20 protein-coding genes and 1 pseudogene are annotated in these 20444 nt (G+C 54.7%); 13 read left to right on the forward strand and 8 right to left on the reverse strand.

Translation table 11 applies throughout. The features are described from left to right. Positions 1-32: 32 nt before the first annotated feature. A complete protein-coding gene (locus ACO7SM_RS00085; protein WP_490469222.1) occupies positions 33-1094 on the forward strand; it encodes a cellulase family glycosylhydrolase in 1062 nt (353 codons plus the stop codon). On the opposite strand, the gene emrD is transcribed toward ACO7SM_RS00085, so the two are convergent. The 4 genes and pseudogenes from emrD to ACO7SM_RS00105 form a co-directional block, all read right to left on the reverse strand. Next, entirely contained in the window at positions 1021-2205 is a 1185-nt protein-coding gene (gene emrD, locus ACO7SM_RS00090) for a multidrug efflux MFS transporter EmrD (protein WP_490469223.1), read from the reverse strand. The genes ACO7SM_RS00085 and emrD overlap by 74 nt on opposite strands. 176 nt (positions 2206-2381) lie before the next feature. Then, positions 2382-3215 carry an EamA family transporter gene (locus ACO7SM_RS00095; protein WP_490469224.1) on the reverse strand — a complete coding sequence of 278 codons (834 nt, stop codon included), beginning with the start codon at positions 3213-3215 and terminating at the stop codon, positions 2382-2384. Between the two features lie 119 nt (positions 3216-3334). Then, the gene (tisB, locus tag ACO7SM_RS00100) at positions 3335-3424 is read right to left on the reverse strand and encodes a type I toxin-antitoxin system toxin TisB (RefSeq protein ID WP_000060506.1); all 90 of its coding nucleotides are present in this window, start codon (positions 3422-3424) and stop codon (positions 3335-3337) included. Next, a pseudogene (locus ACO7SM_RS00105) lies at positions 3421-3532 on the reverse strand (hypothetical protein); the annotation flags it as partial. The gene tisB and the pseudogene ACO7SM_RS00105, both read right to left, overlap by 4 nt. Positions 3533-3982: 450 nt before the next feature. Here ACO7SM_RS00105 and ivbL point away from each other — a divergent pair. The 7 genes from ivbL (at position 3983) to uhpT (ending at position 11331) form a co-directional block, all read left to right on the forward strand. Beyond that, positions 3983-4081 carry an ilvB operon leader peptide IvbL gene (ivbL, locus tag ACO7SM_RS00110; RefSeq protein WP_047460165.1) on the forward strand — a complete coding sequence of 33 codons (99 nt, stop codon included), beginning with the start codon at positions 3983-3985 and terminating at the stop codon, positions 4079-4081. A gap of 104 nt (positions 4082-4185) precedes the next feature. Further along, complete coding sequence (ilvB, locus tag ACO7SM_RS00115; RefSeq protein ID WP_490469225.1) at positions 4186-5874, forward strand: acetolactate synthase large subunit; 1689 nt, start codon at positions 4186-4188, stop codon at positions 5872-5874. Between the two features lie 3 nt (positions 5875-5877). After that, complete coding sequence (gene ilvN, locus ACO7SM_RS00120; RefSeq protein WP_490469226.1) at positions 5878-6168, forward strand: acetolactate synthase small subunit; 291 nt, start codon at positions 5878-5880, stop codon at positions 6166-6168. A 197-nt stretch (positions 6169-6365) separates the two neighbouring features. After that, entirely contained in the window at positions 6366-6956 is a 591-nt protein-coding gene (uhpA, locus tag ACO7SM_RS00125; RefSeq protein WP_203359529.1) for a response regulator transcription factor UhpA, read from the forward strand. Continuing rightward, positions 6956-8458 (forward strand): signal transduction histidine-protein kinase/phosphatase UhpB, encoded by a 1503-nt coding sequence (gene uhpB / locus ACO7SM_RS00130; protein ID WP_490469227.1) that lies wholly within the window; start codon positions 6956-6958, stop codon positions 8456-8458. Before uhpA ends, uhpB begins: the two co-directional genes overlap by 1 nt. Positions 8459-8467: 9 nt before the next feature. Next, positions 8468-9796 carry an MFS transporter gene (locus ACO7SM_RS00135; protein ID WP_490469228.1) on the forward strand — a complete coding sequence of 443 codons (1329 nt, stop codon included), beginning with the start codon at positions 8468-8470 and terminating at the stop codon, positions 9794-9796. A gap of 143 nt (positions 9797-9939) precedes the next feature. Next, complete coding sequence (gene uhpT / locus ACO7SM_RS00140) at positions 9940-11331, forward strand: hexose-6-phosphate:phosphate antiporter UhpT (protein ID WP_203359532.1); 1392 nt, start codon at positions 9940-9942, stop codon at positions 11329-11331. A 28-nt stretch (positions 11332-11359) separates the two neighbouring features. Here uhpT and ACO7SM_RS00145 read toward each other — a convergent pair whose 3' ends face one another. Both ACO7SM_RS00145 and adeD read right to left on the reverse strand, forming a co-directional pair. Then, positions 11360-12271, reverse strand: coding sequence for a LysR family transcriptional regulator (locus ACO7SM_RS00145; RefSeq protein ID WP_490469229.1), 912 nt, complete (start codon positions 12269-12271; stop codon positions 11360-11362). Positions 12272-12302: 31 nt separating this feature from the next. After that, positions 12303-14069 carry an adenine deaminase gene (gene adeD / locus ACO7SM_RS00150; protein ID WP_490469230.1) on the reverse strand — a complete coding sequence of 589 codons (1767 nt, stop codon included), beginning with the start codon at positions 14067-14069 and terminating at the stop codon, positions 12303-12305. A gap of 175 nt (positions 14070-14244) precedes the next feature. Here adeD and ACO7SM_RS00155 point away from each other — a divergent pair, with 175 nt between their 5' ends. The 5 genes from ACO7SM_RS00155 (at position 14245) to nepI (ending at position 18548) form a co-directional block, all read left to right on the forward strand. Continuing rightward, on the forward strand, positions 14245-15579 hold the full coding sequence (locus ACO7SM_RS00155) for an NCS2 family permease (RefSeq protein WP_490469231.1): 1335 nt from the start codon (positions 14245-14247) through the stop codon (positions 15577-15579). A 52-nt stretch (positions 15580-15631) separates the two neighbouring features. Then, a complete protein-coding gene (locus ACO7SM_RS00160) occupies positions 15632-16084 on the forward strand; it encodes a DUF1198 domain-containing protein (RefSeq protein WP_203359535.1) in 453 nt (150 codons plus the stop codon). A gap of 99 nt (positions 16085-16183) precedes the next feature. Then, complete coding sequence (locus ACO7SM_RS00165) at positions 16184-16723, forward strand: SRPBCC domain-containing protein (protein ID WP_490469232.1); 540 nt, start codon at positions 16184-16186, stop codon at positions 16721-16723. 208 nt (positions 16724-16931) lie between these two features. Then, positions 16932-17231 carry a helix-turn-helix domain-containing protein gene (locus ACO7SM_RS00170; RefSeq protein WP_490469233.1) on the forward strand — a complete coding sequence of 100 codons (300 nt, stop codon included), beginning with the start codon at positions 16932-16934 and terminating at the stop codon, positions 17229-17231. A 120-nt stretch (positions 17232-17351) separates the two neighbouring features. Beyond that, a complete protein-coding gene (nepI, locus tag ACO7SM_RS00175) occupies positions 17352-18548 on the forward strand; it encodes a purine ribonucleoside efflux pump NepI (protein WP_490469234.1) in 1197 nt (398 codons plus the stop codon). 33 nt (positions 18549-18581) lie between these two features. Here nepI and ACO7SM_RS00180 read toward each other — a convergent pair whose 3' ends face one another. Both ACO7SM_RS00180 and ACO7SM_RS00185 read right to left on the reverse strand, forming a co-directional pair. Continuing rightward, positions 18582-19964: a glycoside hydrolase family 1 protein gene (locus ACO7SM_RS00180; protein ID WP_490469235.1), complete on the reverse strand. Its 1383-nt coding sequence runs from the start codon at positions 19962-19964 to the stop codon at positions 18582-18584. A gap of 128 nt (positions 19965-20092) precedes the next feature. Next, positions 20093-20386 (reverse strand): YicS family protein, encoded by a 294-nt coding sequence (locus tag ACO7SM_RS00185; RefSeq protein ID WP_490469236.1) that lies wholly within the window; start codon positions 20384-20386, stop codon positions 20093-20095. Positions 20387-20444: the final 58 nt, after the last annotated feature.

The raw sequence follows: 20444 nt of genomic DNA on the forward strand, positions 1-20444 counted from the left end.
ATATCCCTCCCGGTTAATGACTGAGGACAACCGTGTTAAAACCGCTCATCTCTCTCCTGTTGCTCACCAGCGCTGTCGTGTGCGCCGCTGAACGGCCGCTCACGGCTTCGCATTATGCGCAGCAGTTGGGGACAGGAATGGAGGTCGACTGGGCGCGAACCGACAGGGGTATCCGCGAATTTGATCCACTGGTGGTGCGTGATTTCAGGGCAAAGGGATTAACCCACGTGCGCATCCGGGTCACGGGTGAGCCAACGGAAGCGCGGTTGATTCACCTGCGTAAACTGGTTGAAGCCTGTAACCAGTATGGCGTGATCCCCATTATTGCGTATCAGGCCGATGAGTATAAAAACGATCCCAGCGCCGGAAACGAAAAAGAGGTGGAAAACTGGTGGGTAGCCGTAGCGCACTATTTCGCGCAAAGCTCGCCGTTGCTGGGTTTTGACGTGATCGATGAACCGGCGGAGAAACTCAACCATAATCAGGCTTCACTCAATCGGGTGTATGACAAAACTATCCGCGTGATCCATGCCATTGACCCGCAGCGCATGATTTTTATTGCCCCACGCATGCGCGCCACCCCGGAGGCGTTGCCGGGTCTTAAACTGCCGCCGGGAAGCCAAAACTACGTGTTGGCACAATGGCATATCTTCCCGTGGGGGCCGCTAAAAAGTAATGGGAAATACCCCTGGACCTCCGGCACAGCGGCGGAAAAAACCGCCATCCGCGCGCGGATAAACGCCGCCCTACATTGGCAGCAGAAAACCGGTCATGCCAGTTGGGTTGGGGGCTGGTCGCCGGGTGAAACCATCAAAAATGCGCCTTCACCGTCGCAGTTAGCCTTTGCCAGTTTTATGGCCTGTGAGCTGAAGAAAGCGAAAATTCCGTATGCTATCAACGCAGATACGCAGTTTTATGATGGGGAAGAGGGGGCGTGGCGGCCAGCGCTGGAACCGCTATTGACTGCGATGATATCGCCGGAGTGCGAACAGCCCGGCGATAAGCCGGGCCATCATCTGATTAAACCGCCTGCTCCTGATGGGACACCCGAGACGCCAGTGGGAGCCAGCACAGTAAAATCAACAGCCCCATAAAGGTCATCAACATCCCGAGGCTGGCTTGCCCGGTTTGCGGCATCATTGCGGAGAGCCACGCCAGCACGCCAGAGCCGATGTTTTGCAAACCGCCCACCAGCGCGCCTGCTGTTCCGGCCAGGAACGGGAAAGGCTCCATCGCCCCACTGGTTGCCAGCGGAAACAGCATGCCTGCGCCAAAGAAGAACAGGGCTGCCGGGATCAACAGCGTCCAGACGTTCATCACCCCGAACCAGCCTGGTACCCACATCATCACGCCTGCCAGCAGGCAGCTAATCACCGACTGCCACATCAGCGTCGAGAAGCGTTTATTGGGACGACCAGCAAACCATGCGCCGAAAAATGCTGCCGGGATCGGCAGAATAAACAAGACGCTCACCACCATGCTGCTTAAACCTAATACGGCACCCATCAGTACGCCGGAGCAGGCCTCGAAGACGGCAATCCCGGCCAGGCCGCCGATCAGCATCAGCAGATAACAGGTAAACGCACCGTTGCCGAACAGGGTTTTGTAGCTGGTGATAAGCCGCGTGCGCGGCGCGCCCGTCGGACGGGTTTCTGGCATCCAGCGTGCCATGCTAACGGTGACGCCTGCGCAGAGGATCAGCAGAAAGATGTAACAGGCGCGCCAGTTCCACATAGTGTCCAGCAGACCGCCGATCAGCGGAGCCATCAACGGGCTGACCAAAATGCCCATATTCAGCAAGCTGTTGGCGTGGCGCAGTTGTGTGCCTTCATACAGATCGCGCGGTAAGGTACGCGCCATCACCCCGCCAACGCCGGTTCCCATGCCCTGCATCGCACTGGCGGCGATCAGCACCGTCAGGCTGTGGGTGGTGATGGCGACCAGGGTGGCCAGCATAAAAATGGACATACCGACGAGGATCACCGGGCGACGCCCGACACGGTCGGAAAGCGGGCCGTAAACCAGTTGTGACAGACCGTATGTCAGCAGGTAGGCGGCCATCACGCTTTGCACGGCCCCTTCGCGGACATTCAGTTCACGCGCCATATCGGCAATTGCCGGGATATAGATGGTTTGCGCCATCTGACCCACTGCGACAAGTAATACCAACATCAACAACAAATTGACGCTTTTCTGCCTTTTCATTTCGCTGATTACTTTTTAAAAAGAGAAAAAATAAGAATAAGTAGCTATGTATTGCGATAAATGCGAGTGAAATCTACCACACCAGTAAAAGAAGGCCAGATAGACGACTGGAATGATGGAGCAGCGAACGGCAGGATATGTAAACAAAATCCGGCAACAAATGTTGCCGGATTGCATCATGCCAGACGAAGCAGCATGGCGCCAGCGGCAATACCGCCAGCGGCGACGAGACGTAACCCGACGACCCGCTCTTTGAGCAATAGCCACGCGATAAGCGCGCCGAACAAAATAGAGGTTTCACGCAGTGCGGCGACCACCGCCAGGGGGGATTGCGTCATCGCCCACAGTGCCAGCCCGTAAGAGCCCATTGTGCCGATACCGCCAAAAATTCCCTTCTTCCAGTGCTGCACCAGGTAGCGTGCGGCCTCCTGGCGTCGGGCAATCATCGCCCAGCCCAACAGGCAGGAGCCATTGAGGAAGAATGTCCACAATGTGTATCCCAGCGCGGTTTCTGACAGCCGCACGCCGGTTCCGTCCACCAGCGTATACCCGGCAATAAAACAGGCGTTAATCAAGGCCAGAACCACGCCCTGCCGGGAACTGGCGTGACCGTTAAAGGCCATACCGAGGATGGCAATGCAGATCACCACAATACCGACCCAGGCCAGTGCGGAGAGGCTGTCGCCGAGAAACAGTACGCTGATTATCGCGACCAGTAGCGGAGCGGAACCGCGCATTAAGGGATACGTTTGGCTCATATCCGAAACCTGATAGGTTTTGGCGACCAGAACGGTATAGACCACCTGTAACGCGGTCGAGGCGGCTAAAAATGGGATGCTGGCAACGGCAGGCTGCGGGGCAAAAGGTAAACAAACCAGCGCCATTAATGCCGCAGAACCGCTGACGCTAATCGCCGAGTAGAGCTTGTCGTTTCCTGCTTTCACGATAGCGTTCCAGCTGGCGTGCAGCAGCGCGGCGAACAGCAAAATGCAGAAAACGGAAAGGGTCATGGCGACAAGTGTCTTAAGGGATGTAATAAAAATGTAACATACTCTTGTGGTACACGCACCAGGCAGAGGGGAAAAGGGGAGCGGTTGCCCGCTCCCCTTTGGTGCGGCTTGAATCTGAATTACTTGAGGTATTTCAGAACTGCATCAAGCAGTTGCAGTGCAGCAACAATGAGTTTCAGGATAAGAATAGCGATATCCACGAGGCTCATACGCGTCTCCTGTGGTGAAGGAGCACTGCCAGCCGACGTGCCTTTCCGCTGCCTGTTGCCAGCTGTTGCGCACGCAGTCTCTCTTGCAAGAAACGTTGTGCTTGTTGACGTAACACAGTGTGCTCACACGGGGTTTAGGCGCTGACGGCACCACCCGTTTCAGCCAGGGCTTTGTTGCGCCGGTTTACGATGCGGCCCCGCATAACACATTGCGTACAGTGATATTATAGATGATTTACTGTATAAATAAACAGTATTTTTTAGGCGAGACAACCTCTCTGCACCCTACGCAAAAACGTCAAAATTTGTGCCGAAATTGCGTGTTTTTCGTGGAATGCGTATACTTCTGGTGTTGACATAACACAGTGTGCTTTGCGGTTACCAGCCGTATAACGCTGATAAAAACCTCGCTTCGGCGGGGTTTTTTGTTTTTACATCGTTATCATTGATAATGTGATCGTTGACGCATTTTCTCACAGATGAAATTTTTTCCATTGTCACATCTAAAAAGCTGTGCTTGTATAAATCCTGTTAATCAATAAACAGACAAGGTCCCTAATGAACCCTTCCATGCTAACTGCGACCCTACTAAAAACTGCGCAACCTGCCGCAGTGGTCGTCGTGCGTGTGGTGGTGGTCGTCGGCAATGCGCCGTAGGGTCCGGAACACACGATTCCAAAACCCCGCCGGCGCAAACCGGGCGGGGTTTTTCGTTTAAGCGCCCCTCCCGGAGCCTCGGCCCAGAACAAAAGGACTGGAGCATGGCAAGTTCGGGCACAACATCCACACGTAAGCGCTTTACGGGCGCAGAATTGATCGTTCATTTACTGGAACGCCAGGGCATCACCGTGGTGACCGGGATCCCAGGCGGTTCGATTCTTCCCGTCTACGACGCCTTAAGCCAAAGCACGCAAATCCGTCATATCCTGGCGCGCCACGAACAAGGCGCGGGGTTTATTGCGCAGGGTATGGCGCGAACTGATGGCAAACCCGCTGTCTGTATGGCCTGTAGCGGGCCGGGCGCGACGAACCTGGTCACCGCCATTGCCGATGCGCGTCTCGATTCCATTCCGTTGGTGTGTATTACCGGTCAGGTACCCGCCTCCATGATTGGTACTGACGCCTTTCAGGAAGTGGACACCTACGGCATTTCTATCCCCATCACCAAACACAACTATCTGGTCAGAGATATTCACGAATTGCCGCAGGTGATGAGTGATGCTTTTCGCATTGCCCAGTCGGGTCGCCCGGGGCCGGTGTGGATAGACATTCCTAAGGATGTGCAGACCGCCACAATCGAACTGGAAGCACTGCCGCCAGCGGCAGAGAAATCGCCCTCGCCGGAATTCAGCGCTGAAAGTATCCGTGATGCCGCCGCGATGATTAATGCGTCAAAGCGCCCGGTGCTGTATCTCGGCGGCGGTGTTGTCAATGCGCCTGCCCGTGTGCGTGAATTGGCGGAAAAAGCGCAGTTACCGACCACCATGACCTTAATGGCGCTGGGTATGTTGCCAAAAGCGCACCCGCTGTCGTTAGGCATGCTGGGTATGCATGGCGCACGCAGCACCAACCTTATCCTGCAAGAGGCGGATTTGCTGATTGTTCTTGGCGCGCGTTTTGATGACCGGGCGATTGGTAAAACGGAGCAGTTCTGCCCGAACGCCAACATTATTCATGTCGATATCGACCGTGCGGAGCTGGGGAAAATCAAGCCGGCGCACGTGGCGATTCAGGCCGATGTGGATGATGTTCTGGCCCAGTTAATCCCATTCATTGACGTACAACCGCGTGAGGAGTGGCACCGGACGGTGGCGGATTTGCAGCGCGAGTTTCCGGGGGCGATCCCGCAAGAGTGCGATCCCCTCAGCCATTATGGGCTGATTAATGCCGTGGCGGCCTGCGTGGACGACAGCGCGATTGTCACCACCGATGTGGGGCAGCATCAGATGTGGACGGCGCAGGCGTATCCGCTCAACCGCCCTCGCCAGTGGCTGACCTCCGGTGGACTGGGCACCATGGGTTTTGGCCTGCCGGCAGCGATTGGCGCCGCGCTGGCGAACCCTGACCGTAAGGTATTATGTTTCTCCGGCGACGGCAGTCTGATGATGAATATTCAGGAGATGGCGACCGCCAGCGAAAACCAACTGGATGTGAAAATCATTCTGATGAACAACGAAGCGCTGGGTCTGGTTCATCAGCAGCAGAGTCTGTTCTACAAGCAAGGCGTCTTTGCCGCCACCTATCCAGGGATGATCAACTTTATGCAGATTGCCGCTGGATTTGGTCTGGAAACCTGTGATTTGAATAATGAAGCTGACCCGCAGGCGGCGTTGCAGGCGATTATCTCCCGTCCGGGGCCGGCGCTGATTCATGTGCGTATTGATGCGGAACAAAAAGTGTATCCGATGGTGCCGCCGGGCGCGGCAAATACAGAAATGGTGGGGGAATAAACCATGCAGAAACAGTCACATGAAAACGTCATTCTCGAACTCACCGTGCGTAACCATCCGGGGGTTATGACCCACGTCTGCGGCCTGTTCGCCCGTCGTGCCTTTAACGTGGAGGGCATCCTCTGTTTGCCAATCCAGAGCAGCGACCAAAGCCGCATCTGGCTACTGGTTAATGACGATCAACGTCTTGAACAGATGATTAGCCAGATTGATAAGCTGGAGGATGTCGTGAAAGTGGTGCGTAACCAGTCAGATCCGACCATGTTTACTAAGATTGCCGTCTTTTTCGAATAACAGCTCAAGGCTTGAACAGCAACGCGCGGGTACACAAAATCATTCAAGCTGCATCAAGGCGGCAAGTCTGAAAATCCCCAGGAGCTTACTCAAGTAAGTGACTGGGGTGAGCAGATGTAGCTAACGCAGAGGCAGCTTGAAGGATGAAGTGTATATCGTTAAGGTAAGCGCGTTTTATTACCCGCCAGGACAGAACCATGATCACCGTTGCCCTTATTGACGATCACCTTATCGTCCGCTCCGGCTTTGCACAGTTGCTGGGGCTGGAGCCTGATTTGCAGGTTGTAGCCGAGTTCGGGTCGGGGCGTGAGGCGCTGGCGGGACTGCCGGGGCGCGGCGTGCAGGTCTGCATTTGCGACATTTCCATGCCGGATATTTCCGGGCTGGAGTTGTTAAGCCAACTGCCAAAAGGGATGGCGACTATCATGCTCTCTGTTCACGACAGTCCGGCGCTGGTGGAGCAGGCGTTGAACGCAGGCGCCCGAGGTTTTCTTTCCAAACGCTGTAGTCCTGATGAACTGATTTCTGCGGTTCATACGGTGGCGACCGGCGGGTGTTATTTGACGCCGGATATTGCGGTAAAGCTGGCGGCGGGGCGTCAGGATCCACTGACCAAACGCGAACGTCAGGTGGCAGAAAAACTGGCGCAGGGAATGGCGGTCAAAGAGATTGCCGCCGAACTGGGGCTGTCGCCGAAAACAGTACACGTGCATCGCGCCAATCTGATGGAAAAACTGGGCGTCAGCAATGACGTTGAACTGGCTCGCCGTATGTTTGATGGCTGGTAATGAGCACCTTTTTCTCCCGGTTAATTACCGTTATTGCCTGCTTTTTTATTTTCTCCGCCGCGTGGTTTTGCCTGTGGAGCATCAGCCTGCATCTGGTTGAGCGCCCGGAAATGGCGGTGCTGTTGTTTCCATTTGGTCTGCGGCTGGGGCTTATGCTGCAATGCCCGCGCGGCTACTGGCCGGTATTGCTGGGTGCCGAATGGCTACTGATTTACTGGCTGGCGCAGGAAGTGGCGCTTGCGCATCTTCCCCTTTTGATGATCGGAAGCGTGCTGACGTTGCTTCCCGTGGCGTTAATCTCCCGCTATCGGCATCAACGCGACTGGCGCACGTTGCTTTTGCAGAGCGCGGCGCTCACGGCGGCGGCATTGCTACAGTCTTTACCGTGGATGGGGCAAGGCGAAGCGGCCTTTACCGCGCTGCTGCTGACGCTCACCGGTGGGCTGACGCTGGCCCCCATTTGCCTGGTGTTCTGGCATTACCTCACCAGCACCACCTGGCTGCCGCTCGGCCCGGCTCTGGTTTCGCAGCCGGTCAACTGGCGCGGTCGCCATCTGGTTTGGTATCTGCTGTTGTTCACCGTCAGTCTGTGGCTACAGCTTGGGTTGCCGGACGAACTTTCCCGTTTTACGCCGTTTTGTCTGGCGCTGCCGATTATCGCGCTGGCCTGGCACTACGGCTGGCAGGGGGCGCTGATTGCGACTCTGATGAACGCCATCGCCTTGATTGCCAGCCAGACCTGGCACGATCACCCGGTGGATTTATTGCTCTCATTGCTGGCGCAAAGCCTGACCGGGCTGCTACTCGGCACCGGGATCCAACGCCTGCGCGAACTTAATCAGTCGCTGCAAAACGAGCTGGCGCGTAATCACCGCCTTGCGGAACGTCTGCTGGAAACTGAAGAGAGCGTACGCCGCGACGTGGCGCGCGAGCTGCATGACGATATCGGCCAGACCATCACCGCGATCCGCACCCAGGCCGGTATTGTGCAACGACTGGCCCCGGAAAATGCGGGCGTGAAGCAGAGCGGCGCGCATATCGAACAATTATCGTTGGGCGTGTATGACGCGGTGCGCCGCCTGTTAGGGCGCTTACGCCCTCGCCAACTGGACGATCTGACGCTGGAGCAGGCCATTCGTTCGCTGATGCGTGAAATGGAGCTGGAAAGCCGCGGTATCGTCAGCCATCTCGACTGGAAAATAGACGAATCAACGCTCAGTGAAGGCCTGCGGGTGACCCTGTTTCGGGTCTGTCAGGAGGGGCTGAATAACATTGTGAAGCATGCCAGCGCCAGTGCGGTGACGTTGCAGGGCTGGCAGCAGGACGAACGCCTGATGCTGGTCATTGAGGACGACGGTTGCGGGCTGCCGCCAGGATCGGGTCAGTTGGGTTTTGGCCTGACCGGAATGCGTGAACGTGTGACGGCGTTGGGGGGAATGCTAACGATTTCCTGCACCCACGGCACACGCGTGAGCGTCTCATTGCCCCTGCGCTATGTGTAAGGAGAGGGGATGCTGACGTTTCTGAAAGCCCCGGTGAATGCGCCGTTAATTAACGATAAACGCGAAATCGACGCCCGTTACCGCTACTGGCGGCGACATATTCTGACCACCATCTGGCTCGGTTACGCGTTGTTTTACTTCACCCGTAAAAGTTTTAACGCGGCGGTGCCGGAAATCCTCGCCAGCGGCGTATTGACCCGCAGCGACATTGGTCTGCTGGCCACACTGTTTTACATCACCTACGGGCTGTCGAAGTTTTTTTCCGGCATCGTCAGCGACCGTTCTAACGCCCGTTATTTTATGGGGCTGGGGCTTATCGCCACCGGCGTGGTGAACATTTTGTTCGGCTTCTCCACCTCGCTGTGGGCGTTTGCCCTGCTGTGGGCGCTGAATGCCTTCTTCCAGGGCTGGGGCTCGCCGGTGTGCGCCCGTTTGCTGACGGCATGGTACTCGCGCACTGAACGCGGCGGCTGGTGGGCGTTGTGGAACACCGCACACAACGTTGGCGGCGCGCTGATTCCTATTGTGATGGCGGCCGCCGCCCTGCATTACGGCTGGCGTGCCGGGATGATGATTGCCGGGCTACTGGCGATTGCGGTGGGCATTTTTCTCTGCTGGCGACTGCGCGACAGGCCGCAGGCCATCGGCTTGCCGCCGGTGGGCGACTGGCGGCATGACGCGCTGGAAATCGCCCAGCAGCAGGAGGGCGCGGGGCTGACCCGCAAAGAGATCCTCACCAAATATGTCTTGCTGAACCCTTACATCTGGCTTCTTTCGCTCTGTTATGTGCTGGTGTACGTGGTGCGCGCGGCGATCAACGACTGGGGCAACCTGTACATGTCGGAGACGCTGGGGGTTGACCTGGTGACCGCCAACACGGCTGTCACCATGTTCGAACTGGGCGGGTTTATTGGCGCACTGGTGGCGGGCTGGGGCTCGGATAAACTGTTCAATGGCAACCGTGGGCCCATGAATCTGATCTTCGCGGCGGGCATTTTGCTTTCCGTTGGCTCGCTGTGGCTAATGCCGTTTGCCAGTTACGTGATGCAGGCCGCCTGCTTCTTCACCACCGGCTTCTTCGTCTTTGGGCCGCAAATGCTGATCGGTATGGCGGCGGCCGAGTGTTCGCACAAAGAGGCCGCGGGGGCGGCTACCGGATTTGTCGGATTGTTTGCCTATCTTGGCGCATCGCTCTCCGGCTGGCCGCTGGCGCAGGTGATGGAAACCTGGCACTGGACGGGTTTTTTTGTGGTGATCGCCATTGCCGCCGGGATATCCGCGCTTCTGCTGTTGCCATTTTTGAATGCCCAGGCGCCGCGCGAGGTCAATGAAGCGTGACGCACCTCTCCTTTTTACACCGAGTCGGGCAAAACTAAGAAATTTTCCCGGTTCCGCCTGGACGCTGTCTCAGGCTGGGTTGGCTGCTGATTTTTACAATGACTGCCATAAAGCAGGTATAAAAATCAGGAGATATCCCACCCATGCTGGCCTTCCTAAACCAGGTGCGTAAACCGACCCTCGATCTGCCGCTCGATGTCCGGCGCAAAATGTGGTTCAAACCGTTCATGCAGTCCTATCTGGTGGTCTTCATCGGCTACCTGACCATGTATCTGATCCGCAAAAACTTCAACATTGCGCAGAACGACATGATCTCCACCTACGGGTTGAGCATGACGCAACTGGGGATGATTGGGCTGGGCTTTTCGATCACCTACGGCGTGGGCAAAACGCTCGTCTCCTATTACGCTGACGGCAAAAACACCAAGCAATTTCTGCCGTTTATGCTGATCCTCTCCGCTATCTGTATGCTCGGCTTCAGCGCCAGCATGGGCACCGGCTCTACCAGCCTGTTCCTGATGATCGCCTTTTATGCCCTGAGCGGTTTCTTCCAGAGTACCGGCGGTTCTTGCAGCTATTCCACCATCACTAAATGGACGCCGCGCCGTAAGCGTGGCTCTTATCTCGGCATGTGGAACATTTCCCACAACCTTGGCGGCGCGGGCGCGGCGGGCGTGGCGCTGTTCGGCGCGAACGTCCTGTTCGACGGTCATGTGATCGGCATGTTTATCTTCCCGTCGATTATTGCGCTGATTGTGGGCTTTATCGGCCTGCGCTATGGCAGCGACTCCCCGGAATCTTACGGTCTTGGTAAAGCGGAAGAGCTGTTTGGCGAAGAGATCAGCGAAGAAGACAAAGAGACTGAAGAAAATGAGATGACCAAATGGCAGATCTTTGTTGAGTACGTGCTGAAAAACAAAGTGATCTGGCTGCTGTGCTTCTCCAACATCTTCCTGTACGTGGTGCGTATCGGTATCGACCAATGGTCTACCGTGTATGCCTTCCAGGAGCTGAAACTCTCCAAAGAGGTGGCGATTCAGGGCTTTACCCTGTTTGAAGTGGGCGCACTGGTGGGGACGCTGCTGTGGGGTTGGCTGTCTGACCTGGCGAACGGGCGTCGTGCGCTGGTGGCCTGCGTTGCGCTGGCGCTGATCATTGCCACGCTGGGCGTCTACCAACATGCCAGCAACCAGTACGTTTATCTGGCATCCCTGTTTGCCCTTGGTTTTCTGGTGTTTGGCCCGCAGTTGTTAATCGGCGTCGCGGCGGTCGGTTTTGTACCGAAAAAAGCGATCGGCGCTGCCGATGGTATCAAAGGCACCTTTGCGTATCTGATTGGCGACAGCTTCGCCAAGCTGGGACTGGGGATGATTGCTGACGGCACGCCGGTCTTCGGTCTGACCGGCTGGGCGGGCACCTTCGCTGCGCTGGATACGGCCGCCATCGGCTGTATCTGCCTGATGGCCATCGTGGCCGTATTTGAAGAACGCAAAATTCGCCGTGAAAAGAAAATTCGAGAATTGAAAGTCGCTTAAGTGTGTATTTGGTAACGTCTTGCCCGGCTTAATGCCGGGCTTTTTTTTGGCTGATGTCATGCACCACATTACGCAGCCACTGGTGCGCCGGATCTCGATGTGTTCGTTCGTGCCAGGCCATACTTTTGGTGAAACCTTTGATCGGCAGCGGCGGCGGCAAAACCTGCATCCGGGCATCGGCATGTGCCAGCCTTGCAGGCACGACGGCAATCATATCGCTGATGGCGAGCACGTCCGGCAAGACCAGAAAACTGCTCACCGATAACCCAATCTGCCGTTTGCGCCCGACACCGGCCAGCGCATCGTCAGTCACGCCCCAGAAGCTTTCGCCTTCGTAAGAAACCAGCGCGTGTTCCAGTTTGCAGAAACTGTCGAGGGTTAATGCGTTATGGGCCTCAGGATGATCGGCGCGCAGGATGCAGACGTACGTTTCGTCGTAAAGCGCGCGGCTGTGCAGGTCACCCGGCGTGGAGTCCGGGGTCAGCAGCGCGAGGTCGATTTTACCCTGCTCAAATTGCGTGGTCAGCCGTTCTGGCTCGACCGGAACCACCCGTACGCGAACCCCCGGCGCACGCATCCGCAGTGCCGCAATGAACGGGACGATCACCGCTTTCAGCGCGTAATCGGTGGCGGCGACGGTAAACGTGAGCGTGGCCGTTTGCGGGTCGAACTGTGCGGGTTTGAGCAAGGCATCAATGTCACTGAGGATCTGTTTGACGGGAGCCGCTAACTGCTGAGCGCGCAGCGTCGGCACCATACCGTGAGGCGCACGCGTAAACAGCGGATCGTCAAAATAGTCCCGCAGACGCGTTAGCATGCCGCTGACTGCCGGTTGCGTCAGTGACAGGCGCTGGGCAGCACGCGTAACGCTGCGCTCATCAAGCAGGGCATCCAGCGTCTTCAGCAGGTTGAGATCCAGCGTACGGATATCTGTTTTCATCTCCTTTCGCCCTTGCTTTACTCTTGTTCAGTTAGTCAGCTATCTCCAGAGAGGTAAATGTAAACGTTTCGCCGTCAAAAAGCCCCTGGCTGGTGAGCTTTAATGCGGGGATGACCGGTAAAGAGAGAAACGCCATCTGAATAAACGGTTCGTCGGGCAGTGCACCGCACTCGCGCCCCGCCGCCTTGAGCGCATCAATCTGTTCCGCCAGCGATTGTGCGGTGTCGGTGCTCATCAGACCGGCTATCGGTAGCGCTAAATGGCACTGTACTTGCCCGTGACAAACCACGCATAACCCGCCGCCATCGGCGATCACCTGATTCACCGCGAGAACCATCTCTTCGGCGCTGCGACCAATCACCACAATATTATGACTGTCATGGCTCACGGTTGCCGCCAGAGCGCCTTCACGCAGGCCAAATCCGCCCAGCAAACCACAGGCCACGGGGAGCTGGTGTCCGTAACGCTCAAGGACGGCGATATAGTTGATATCATCGCGATCAAAACCCGTTTCGGTGCACAGGCTGGTGTTGGCGTGAGTAATTAATTCGTTAGGGATAACATCAATGACCCGATAGCGTTTTCCGGGCGTGAAATGCAGCGGGAAGTCGGCTGCGGATACCGGTTGCCGCGCAATGGTGTTGCCATAGGGAGGCGCGCTTTTCGCCAGTCTTGCGGGTTCTTCCGCTTTCAGAGCATCGGCGTTGATGGGCTCTCCTTTGACAAAGACCTGCTGTACCGTCACATGGCGGGCATCGCTGAGCAGAACGATATCCGCCTGTTTACCGGGAGCCAGCAGCCCAAGATGGTGCAGGCCAAAATGCCGCGCGGCTGACCAGGTGGCGACGCGGTAAGCAACATGAAGCGGTACGTTATGCTGCAAAATCAGCCGCCGGATAAGCGCGTCGATATGTCCTTCATGCGCAATTTCCCACGGGTTACGGTCGTCGGTGCAAAGCATGCACTGCGGGCTGTTCATCTCATTGATAAGCGGTGCCAGCGCGTTGAGATTACGGGCGGCGGAACCTTCACGGATCATGAGCGCCATTCCGAGTTGCAGTTTGCGGCGCCCTTCCTCCAGGCGGTAGCTCTCGTGGCAATTCTCGATCCCGGCGGCAATATAGGCGTTAAGCGCTTTACCGCTGAGTCCCGGGCAGTGACCGTCCAGCGTCAGGTGGCGAAAGGCATCCATTTTATCGAGAAGCGCATTCTGTCCGGCAATGACGCCGGGATAGTCCATCACTTCCGCCAGCCCGGTCACCTGGGGATGATCGCGCCAGGCAAGCATTTGCTCGAGGGTGAAAGAGGCGCCGTTCACATCACATCCCGCCAGTGCCGGAACGCAGGAACTAACCTGAAGGTACTGATTTTGCTTTGCCTGTTCTGCACAGCGGACAAACCAGGCAAATCCGGTTTCACCCATCACATTGACGATTTCGTGCGGATCACAGATGACCGTAGTGAGTCCGCGTGGCAGCGTCGCCGTTTCAAAGGTCACGGGCGTCATCATGCTCGATTCAATATGCAGGTGTGAATCGATAAAGCCAGGCACTGCCGTTGCGCCGTGGGCATCTACGCGATGCAATGCCGGGACATCGATATATTCCGGGCCGATGCCCGCGATATGCTTCCCTTTAATAACAATCGGCCCTGCCATTTCTCCGCCGTTGATGAGGTCGAGAAGAATGACATTATCAATAATATAATCGGCGACGACTTCGCCACGAGAAACCGCCAACAATTCCTGCTGTTCCTGGCGGCTAATGTAATGAAACTTATAGCTAATAAAAGTATCCATATTTTTCTCATTTTGATTTTATCAATTTGATTGTTATTTATCATTAAGAAACACCAAATGATTATTTAAAGTTTATCGGCTAACGCACAATTGCAATGTGATAATTATCACTGAATTAAGTATGGGATATGTTTAAAAAAGAGACAGGTTAATATTCTCGCTAATGGATGAAAAAATGAATAATGAGATCAGTGATGACATAAGAGAGGATTCCGGTAGCCTTTCGCGATTCTTTAAAATTCACCAGCACGGTACAACCGTACGTACTGAAATGATCGCCGGTATGACGACATTTTTAACGATGGTGTACATTGTTTTCGTTAACCCTCAGATATTGGGGGCCGCACAGATGGACCCCAAAGTGGTGTTTGTGACGACCTGTCTGATTGCCGGTATCGGCAGTATTGCGATGGGGTTGGTGGCTAATTTACCCGTCGCACTGGCGCCTGCAATGGGGCTGAACGCGTTTTTCGCATTTGTGGTCGTTGGGGCGATGGGCGTGAGCTGGCAAACCGGTATGGGCGCGATATTTTGGGGGGCCGTGGGACTGTTTTTGCTTACCCTTTTTCGCATTCGCTACTGGATGATTTCTAACATTCCTGTCAGTTTACGTATTGGTATCACCAGCGGCATCGGTTTATTTATCGCGATGATGGGGTTAAAAAATGCAGGCGTCATCGTGGCAAATAAAGACACGCTGGTGGCGATCGGTAACTTAAGCTCACATACAGTATTATTGGGTATTTTGGGATTTTTTATTATTACCATCCTCTCATCCCGACACTTTCATGCCGCCGTACTGGTTTCAATCGTGGTGACATCGTGTTGTGGATTATTTTTCGGTGATGTTCATTTTAATGGCGTATATTCTGTTCCACCCAATATCAGCGCTGTGATGGGCGAAGTCGATTTGAGCGGCGCATTATCGCTTAATTTGGCCGGTATCATTTTTTCTTTCATGCTAATCAATTTATTTGATTCATCAGGGACGCTAATTGGTGTAACGGATAAAGCAGGCTTAATCGATCAAGACGGTAAATTTCCGAACATGAATAAGGCGCTGTATGTCGACAGCCTGAGTTCGGTTGCGGGGGCGTTTATTGGCACCTCTTCCGTTACAGCCTATATAGAAAGTACCTCTGGCGTAGCCGTGGGGGGACGTACGGGGCTGACGGCGGTGGTGGTGGGAATATTATTCCTGTTGGTAATGTTCTTTTCACCGCTGGTCGGGATGGTTCCTGCCTATGCAACGGCAGGGGCGCTTATTTTTGTTGGCGTACTGATGACCTCGAGCCTGTCTCGCGTTAACTGGGATGACTTTACCGAATCGGTTCCCGCGTTTATCACGACGGTGATGATGCCGTTTACCTTTTCCATCACTGAGGGGATTGCGCTGGGTTTTATGTCGTACTGCATTATGAAAGTGTTTACCGGGCGCTGGCGGGAGCTAAACCTCTGCGTCATTGCCGTGGCGGTGCTTTTTGCGTTGAAAATCATTCTGGTGGATTAGTATTCACAGGGGGTTTCCAGATATCATGAGTGCTGATAAAGCAGGAGAACTCATGGTCTGGATAATGCTGGCCACACTGGCGGTGGTGTTTGTTATCGGTTTTCGGGTACTCACTTCCGGATCCCGACGGGCGATTCGCCGTCTGAGCGAGCGTCTTGGTATTGATGTGGTGCCGGTGGAATCGATGATCGATCAAATGGGCAAAACGCAAGGCGAGGCGTTTTTACAGTATCTGCATCGCCCCGATGAATCGCATTTGCAAAATGCCGCACAGGTGCTGCTGATCTGGCAGAACGTGATTGTGGATGGCAGCGATCAGAGCCTGCAACAGTGGCACCGTTTACTGCAAAAAGCCCGGTTGTCGGCACCGATTACCGACGCGCAGGTGCGCCTTGCGCTGGGTTTTCTGCGCGAAATGGAGCCCGATATGCAGGAAATTAACGCTTTTCAGATGCGCTACAACGCGTTTTTTCAGCCCGAAGATGGCGTTCACTGGTTGCACTGATATCAATATTCGTGATGATGGTTATCCTAAATCGTCATTATATTTATATCTTCACCCCGCGCATGATGTCCCTCGTTAACGATTACGACGAGGTTCATCATGAAACAAACCACTCAACAACACGCCATTATCTGGCCAGAAGCGTATCTGCCGGGCACCACGGATAACTTTGCCTCTAACGAAATCATTGTTGCCGGGCTTAACGCCAGCAGGGTCTGGGCGCAGCTTAACGACACCACGCGCTGGCCGACCTATTACAGCAATGTCGCGGACATCCGTTTTCACGATGGCTCCGGCCCGCTGTTGAGCGACAATGCCCGCTTCCGCTTCACCACTTTTGGGTTTCCGATTGAGGCGCAAATTACTGAATATGTGCCGCCCGTGGATGGGCAGGCTGCGCGCATTGCCTGGCACGGTTGGGCGGAAGGTGATGCGCAGACGCGTCTGGATGTGATTCACGCGTGGCTATTTGAGGATTTACCGGGGGGGCGCGTGCGCATTCTGACTCAGGAGTCGCAGATTGGCGTTCCCGCGCAAGAACTGGCCCGCACGATCCCGAATCCGATGATTAACGGGCATCAGGAGTGGATAAGCGGGTTAGCGCGTGCCGCGCGTGAGGCCGGACTGGCAAGCGTGTAAATAGTGTGACGAGATAGAGTGATTTTATAGCTAATAGGCTATAATTTATCTATAGCTTATTGGCTATGAGGGATCGCTAATGTGGGATGTTGAAACAACGGACGTTTTCGACAGGTGGTTTGACGAACAGACTGAAGCACTCAAGGAAGACATGATCAAGTTTGCAGATGCTGAGTACAGAAAGCACCTTAATAAGTAAGGAAAAATTATGGCTACTCTTAAAGAGTTGATGGTTAAACAAAGCCCGGAAAGTCAGGCGCGTATTGCTGAGAAAGTGGAGGAGATGCACCAGGCTATCGCGTTAAATAGGTTAAGGGAAGAACTTAACATGTCTCAGGCAGAACTGGCTGCGGCAATGGGCGTGAAGCAGCCAACCATTGCAAAAATGGAACAGGCTGAAAATGATCCTCGCCTCTCTACGTTGAAACGTTACGTAGCAGCGCTGGGTGGCGAGTTAAGTATTGATGTTAAGTTGCCCACAGGTAAGAGAGTGGCGTTCCATATTTAATGCCCCTGGATGACGTATTCTTTCGGTTTAAGGCGTTTTAGTTGCTAAAACGTTAAGTTCGTCACATTTAAAATGTTACACTGCGTAACTTTTCTACAAAAAATCGACGCAGGTAACAAAATGAGTGAATGTATAGCTGAAAAATCCCGCGCTGGAGAAATGGCCCGACCTAACTGGTCTGCGGTATTTGCTGTGGCGTTCTGCGTCGCCTGTCTGATCACTGTGGAATTTCTGCCTGTCAGTCTGCTGACGCCCATGGCGCAGGATCTGGGGATCTCTGAGGGAGTCGCTGGTCAGTCGGTGACTGTCACCGCGTTTGTCGCCATGTTTGCCAGCCTGTTCGTGACCCAAATTATCCAGGCGACCGACCGTCGCTATGTGGTGCTCCTGTTTGCCATTCTGCTGACGATTTCATGTCTGCTGGTTTCGTTTGCCAACTCCTTCACATTGCTGCTTATGGGGCGTGCTTGCCTCGGACTGGCGCTTGGCGGCTTCTGGGCGATGTCTGCGTCACTCACTATGCGCCTGGTGCCGCCGCGAACGGTACCAAAAGCGCTGTCGGTAATTTTTGGCGCAGTCTCTATCGCGCTGGTGATTGCGGCGCCGTTGGGCAGTTTTTTAGGCGGTATTATTGGCTGGCGCAACGTCTTTAATGCGGCGGCGGTGATGGGGGTACTGTGTATTTTCTGGGTGGTGAAAGCGTTGCCCTCTCTGCCTGGCGAACCGTCTCACCAAAAGCAAAACATGCTTAGCCTGCTGCAACGACCCGGAGTGATGGCCGGAATGATTGCCATCTTCATGTCGTTTGCCGGTCAGTTCGCGTTCTTTACCTACATTCGCCCGCTGTATATGAATCTGGCGGGCTTTGACGTTGATGGTCTGACGCTGGTGTTGTTGAGTTTTGGTATTGCCAGCTTTGTTGGTACGTCGCTCTCTTCGGTTATTCTCAAACGGTCGGTCAAACTGGCGCTGGCGGGCGCACCGCTGGTGCTGGCAGTGAGCGCGTTGGTACTGACATTATGGGGGAGTGACAAAAGCGTCGCCGCAGGGGTCGCCATTATCTGGGGGCTGGCGTTTGCGCAGGTGCCGGTCGGGTGGTCAACGTGGATCACGCGTACGCTTGCCGATCAGGCGGAAAAAGCCGGATCTATTCAGGTTGCGGTGATCCAGCTTGCAAACACCTGTGGCGCAGCGGCAGGGGGCTACGCACTCGACAACCTGGGGTTGCTGTCACCGTTGGTGCTCTCCGGCGGATTGATGCTGCTGACGGCGCTGTTGGTCGCTTCGAAAGTGCGCATAAAAAGCGCCCATCCGTAAGCAGGAAGGGTGACCCGGAGGTCACCCTTTTACTCAATTAAAACCGTTATTTTCAGCCGTTGCGGCAAACCATTTTCCGCTCTGTTTAATGGTGCGCTGTTGAGTCTCTAAATCTAACTGCACAAAACCGTAGCGGTTTTTATAGCCGTTCAACCATGACCAGTTATCAATAAAAGTCCACATGTGGTAGCCAAGGCAATTGCAGCCTTCGCTGATCCCTTTGTGTAGCCACTTTAGATGTTCACTGACAAATTCAATGCGGTATTGGTCGTTAATATGGCCATCCTCGATAAAGCGCTGCTCGTTCTCGACGCCCATGCCGTTTTCAGAAATAAAGCAACGCGGGTTGCCGTAATGATCGCGCAGGTTGGTAATAATATCGTAAATACCCGGCTCATAAATTTCCCAGCCGCGGTAAGGATTCATTTTACGACCCGGCATTTCGTAGTAATCAAATAATCCTTCCGGCATAAAGGGGGCGTCAGGATTGACGGCAGAATCCCGGCACTTCACACGGCGTGGCTGATAATAGTTGATCCCCAGCAGGTCAATCTTGCCATCGGCAATCAGTTCTTTGTCGCCAGGCTGACACGCGGGGAGCTGATCGTACTCTTTCAACAATGCGATCAGGTCGGCGGGATATTCTCCTTTCAGCACCGGATCAAGGAAGCTGCGGTTAAACAGCAGATCCGCATGATGTGCGGCTTTAACATCTGCCGGATGTGCCGAGCGTGGGTAAGACGGCGTTAAGTTCAGCACCACGCCAATTTCACCGTCGTGGTTTCCGGCACGATAAGCGCGAACCGCTAACGAGTGCGCTAGCACCGTATGATACGCCACGGTAGCCGCGCGTTTGAAATCCACCACGTTGGGGTAATGGAAGTCATATAAATAGCCCCCTTCGACCGGAACAATCGGCTCGTTGAAGGTAAACCAGTGCTTAACCCGGTTGCCGAACAGATCGAAACAGATTTGCGCATAGCGACCAAACGCCGCCACCACGTCACGGTTTTCCCACCCGCCTTTCTCCTGCATCACCATCGGCATATCGAAGTGGAACAGCGTAATAAACGGCGTGACGCCCTGCGCCAGTAACTCGTCGATCACCTGATTGTAGAACTCAACGGCTTCAGGATTGACCTCGCCGGTACCGTCGGGGATCAGGCGCGACCAGCTCAGCGACGTGCGGAAACTGTTATGTTTTAGCTGTTTTAGCAGTGCGATGTCCTGTTTCCAGTGCTGATAAAACCCAGAGGTATTTTCTGGGCCAATCCCCTGATGGAAACGACCTGGCTGGCGTGCAAACCACACATCCCATGTGGTCTGGCTTTTGCCGCCGTTCAGGCTGTCGCCTTCGGTTTGCAGCGCCGAGCAGGCACTGCCCCACCAAAAGTTTTCAGGAAAACGGTATCGCATTGTTTTTTCTCCTTGGTCAGCAACAAATGTCTGTTCCAAAGAGAATAAGCGAATTTAGAAAAAAGAAACCGGTTACAGCGCCCGTTTTCAAGGTATCGCGGGTGAGATTAACAACGCGTTACCGCGTGCTACATATCAGGGCATTCAACCTTACCCAGCGCTTCCCAGTAGTTATTCTGGTTATTTCGCTCAATGGCGATAATGGCTTCCCGGATATGCTGCTGATTATTTTCACCAGACATAATGCTTTTTTCCCAGGCCGCATCCGACATTGAGGCCTGCGGTGTGCATATTTTGCGTAAGTCGTTCAGCACCGTCGTCTTTTCATTCGCCGTCTGGAGGCCGCTGTAAGCGGAGTTGGCCTGCGCAATTCCCGGCAATACGAGCAGGGCGGTCACGAGCGGTAACATGATTCGTTTCATAGTCATCATCCTTTTATCAATGCGCATCATCACTAGAGTAAGTGTAGACAGTTCCGTG

The sequence above is a fragment of the Citrobacter sp. LJND-P06 genome, from assembly GCF_058188415.1.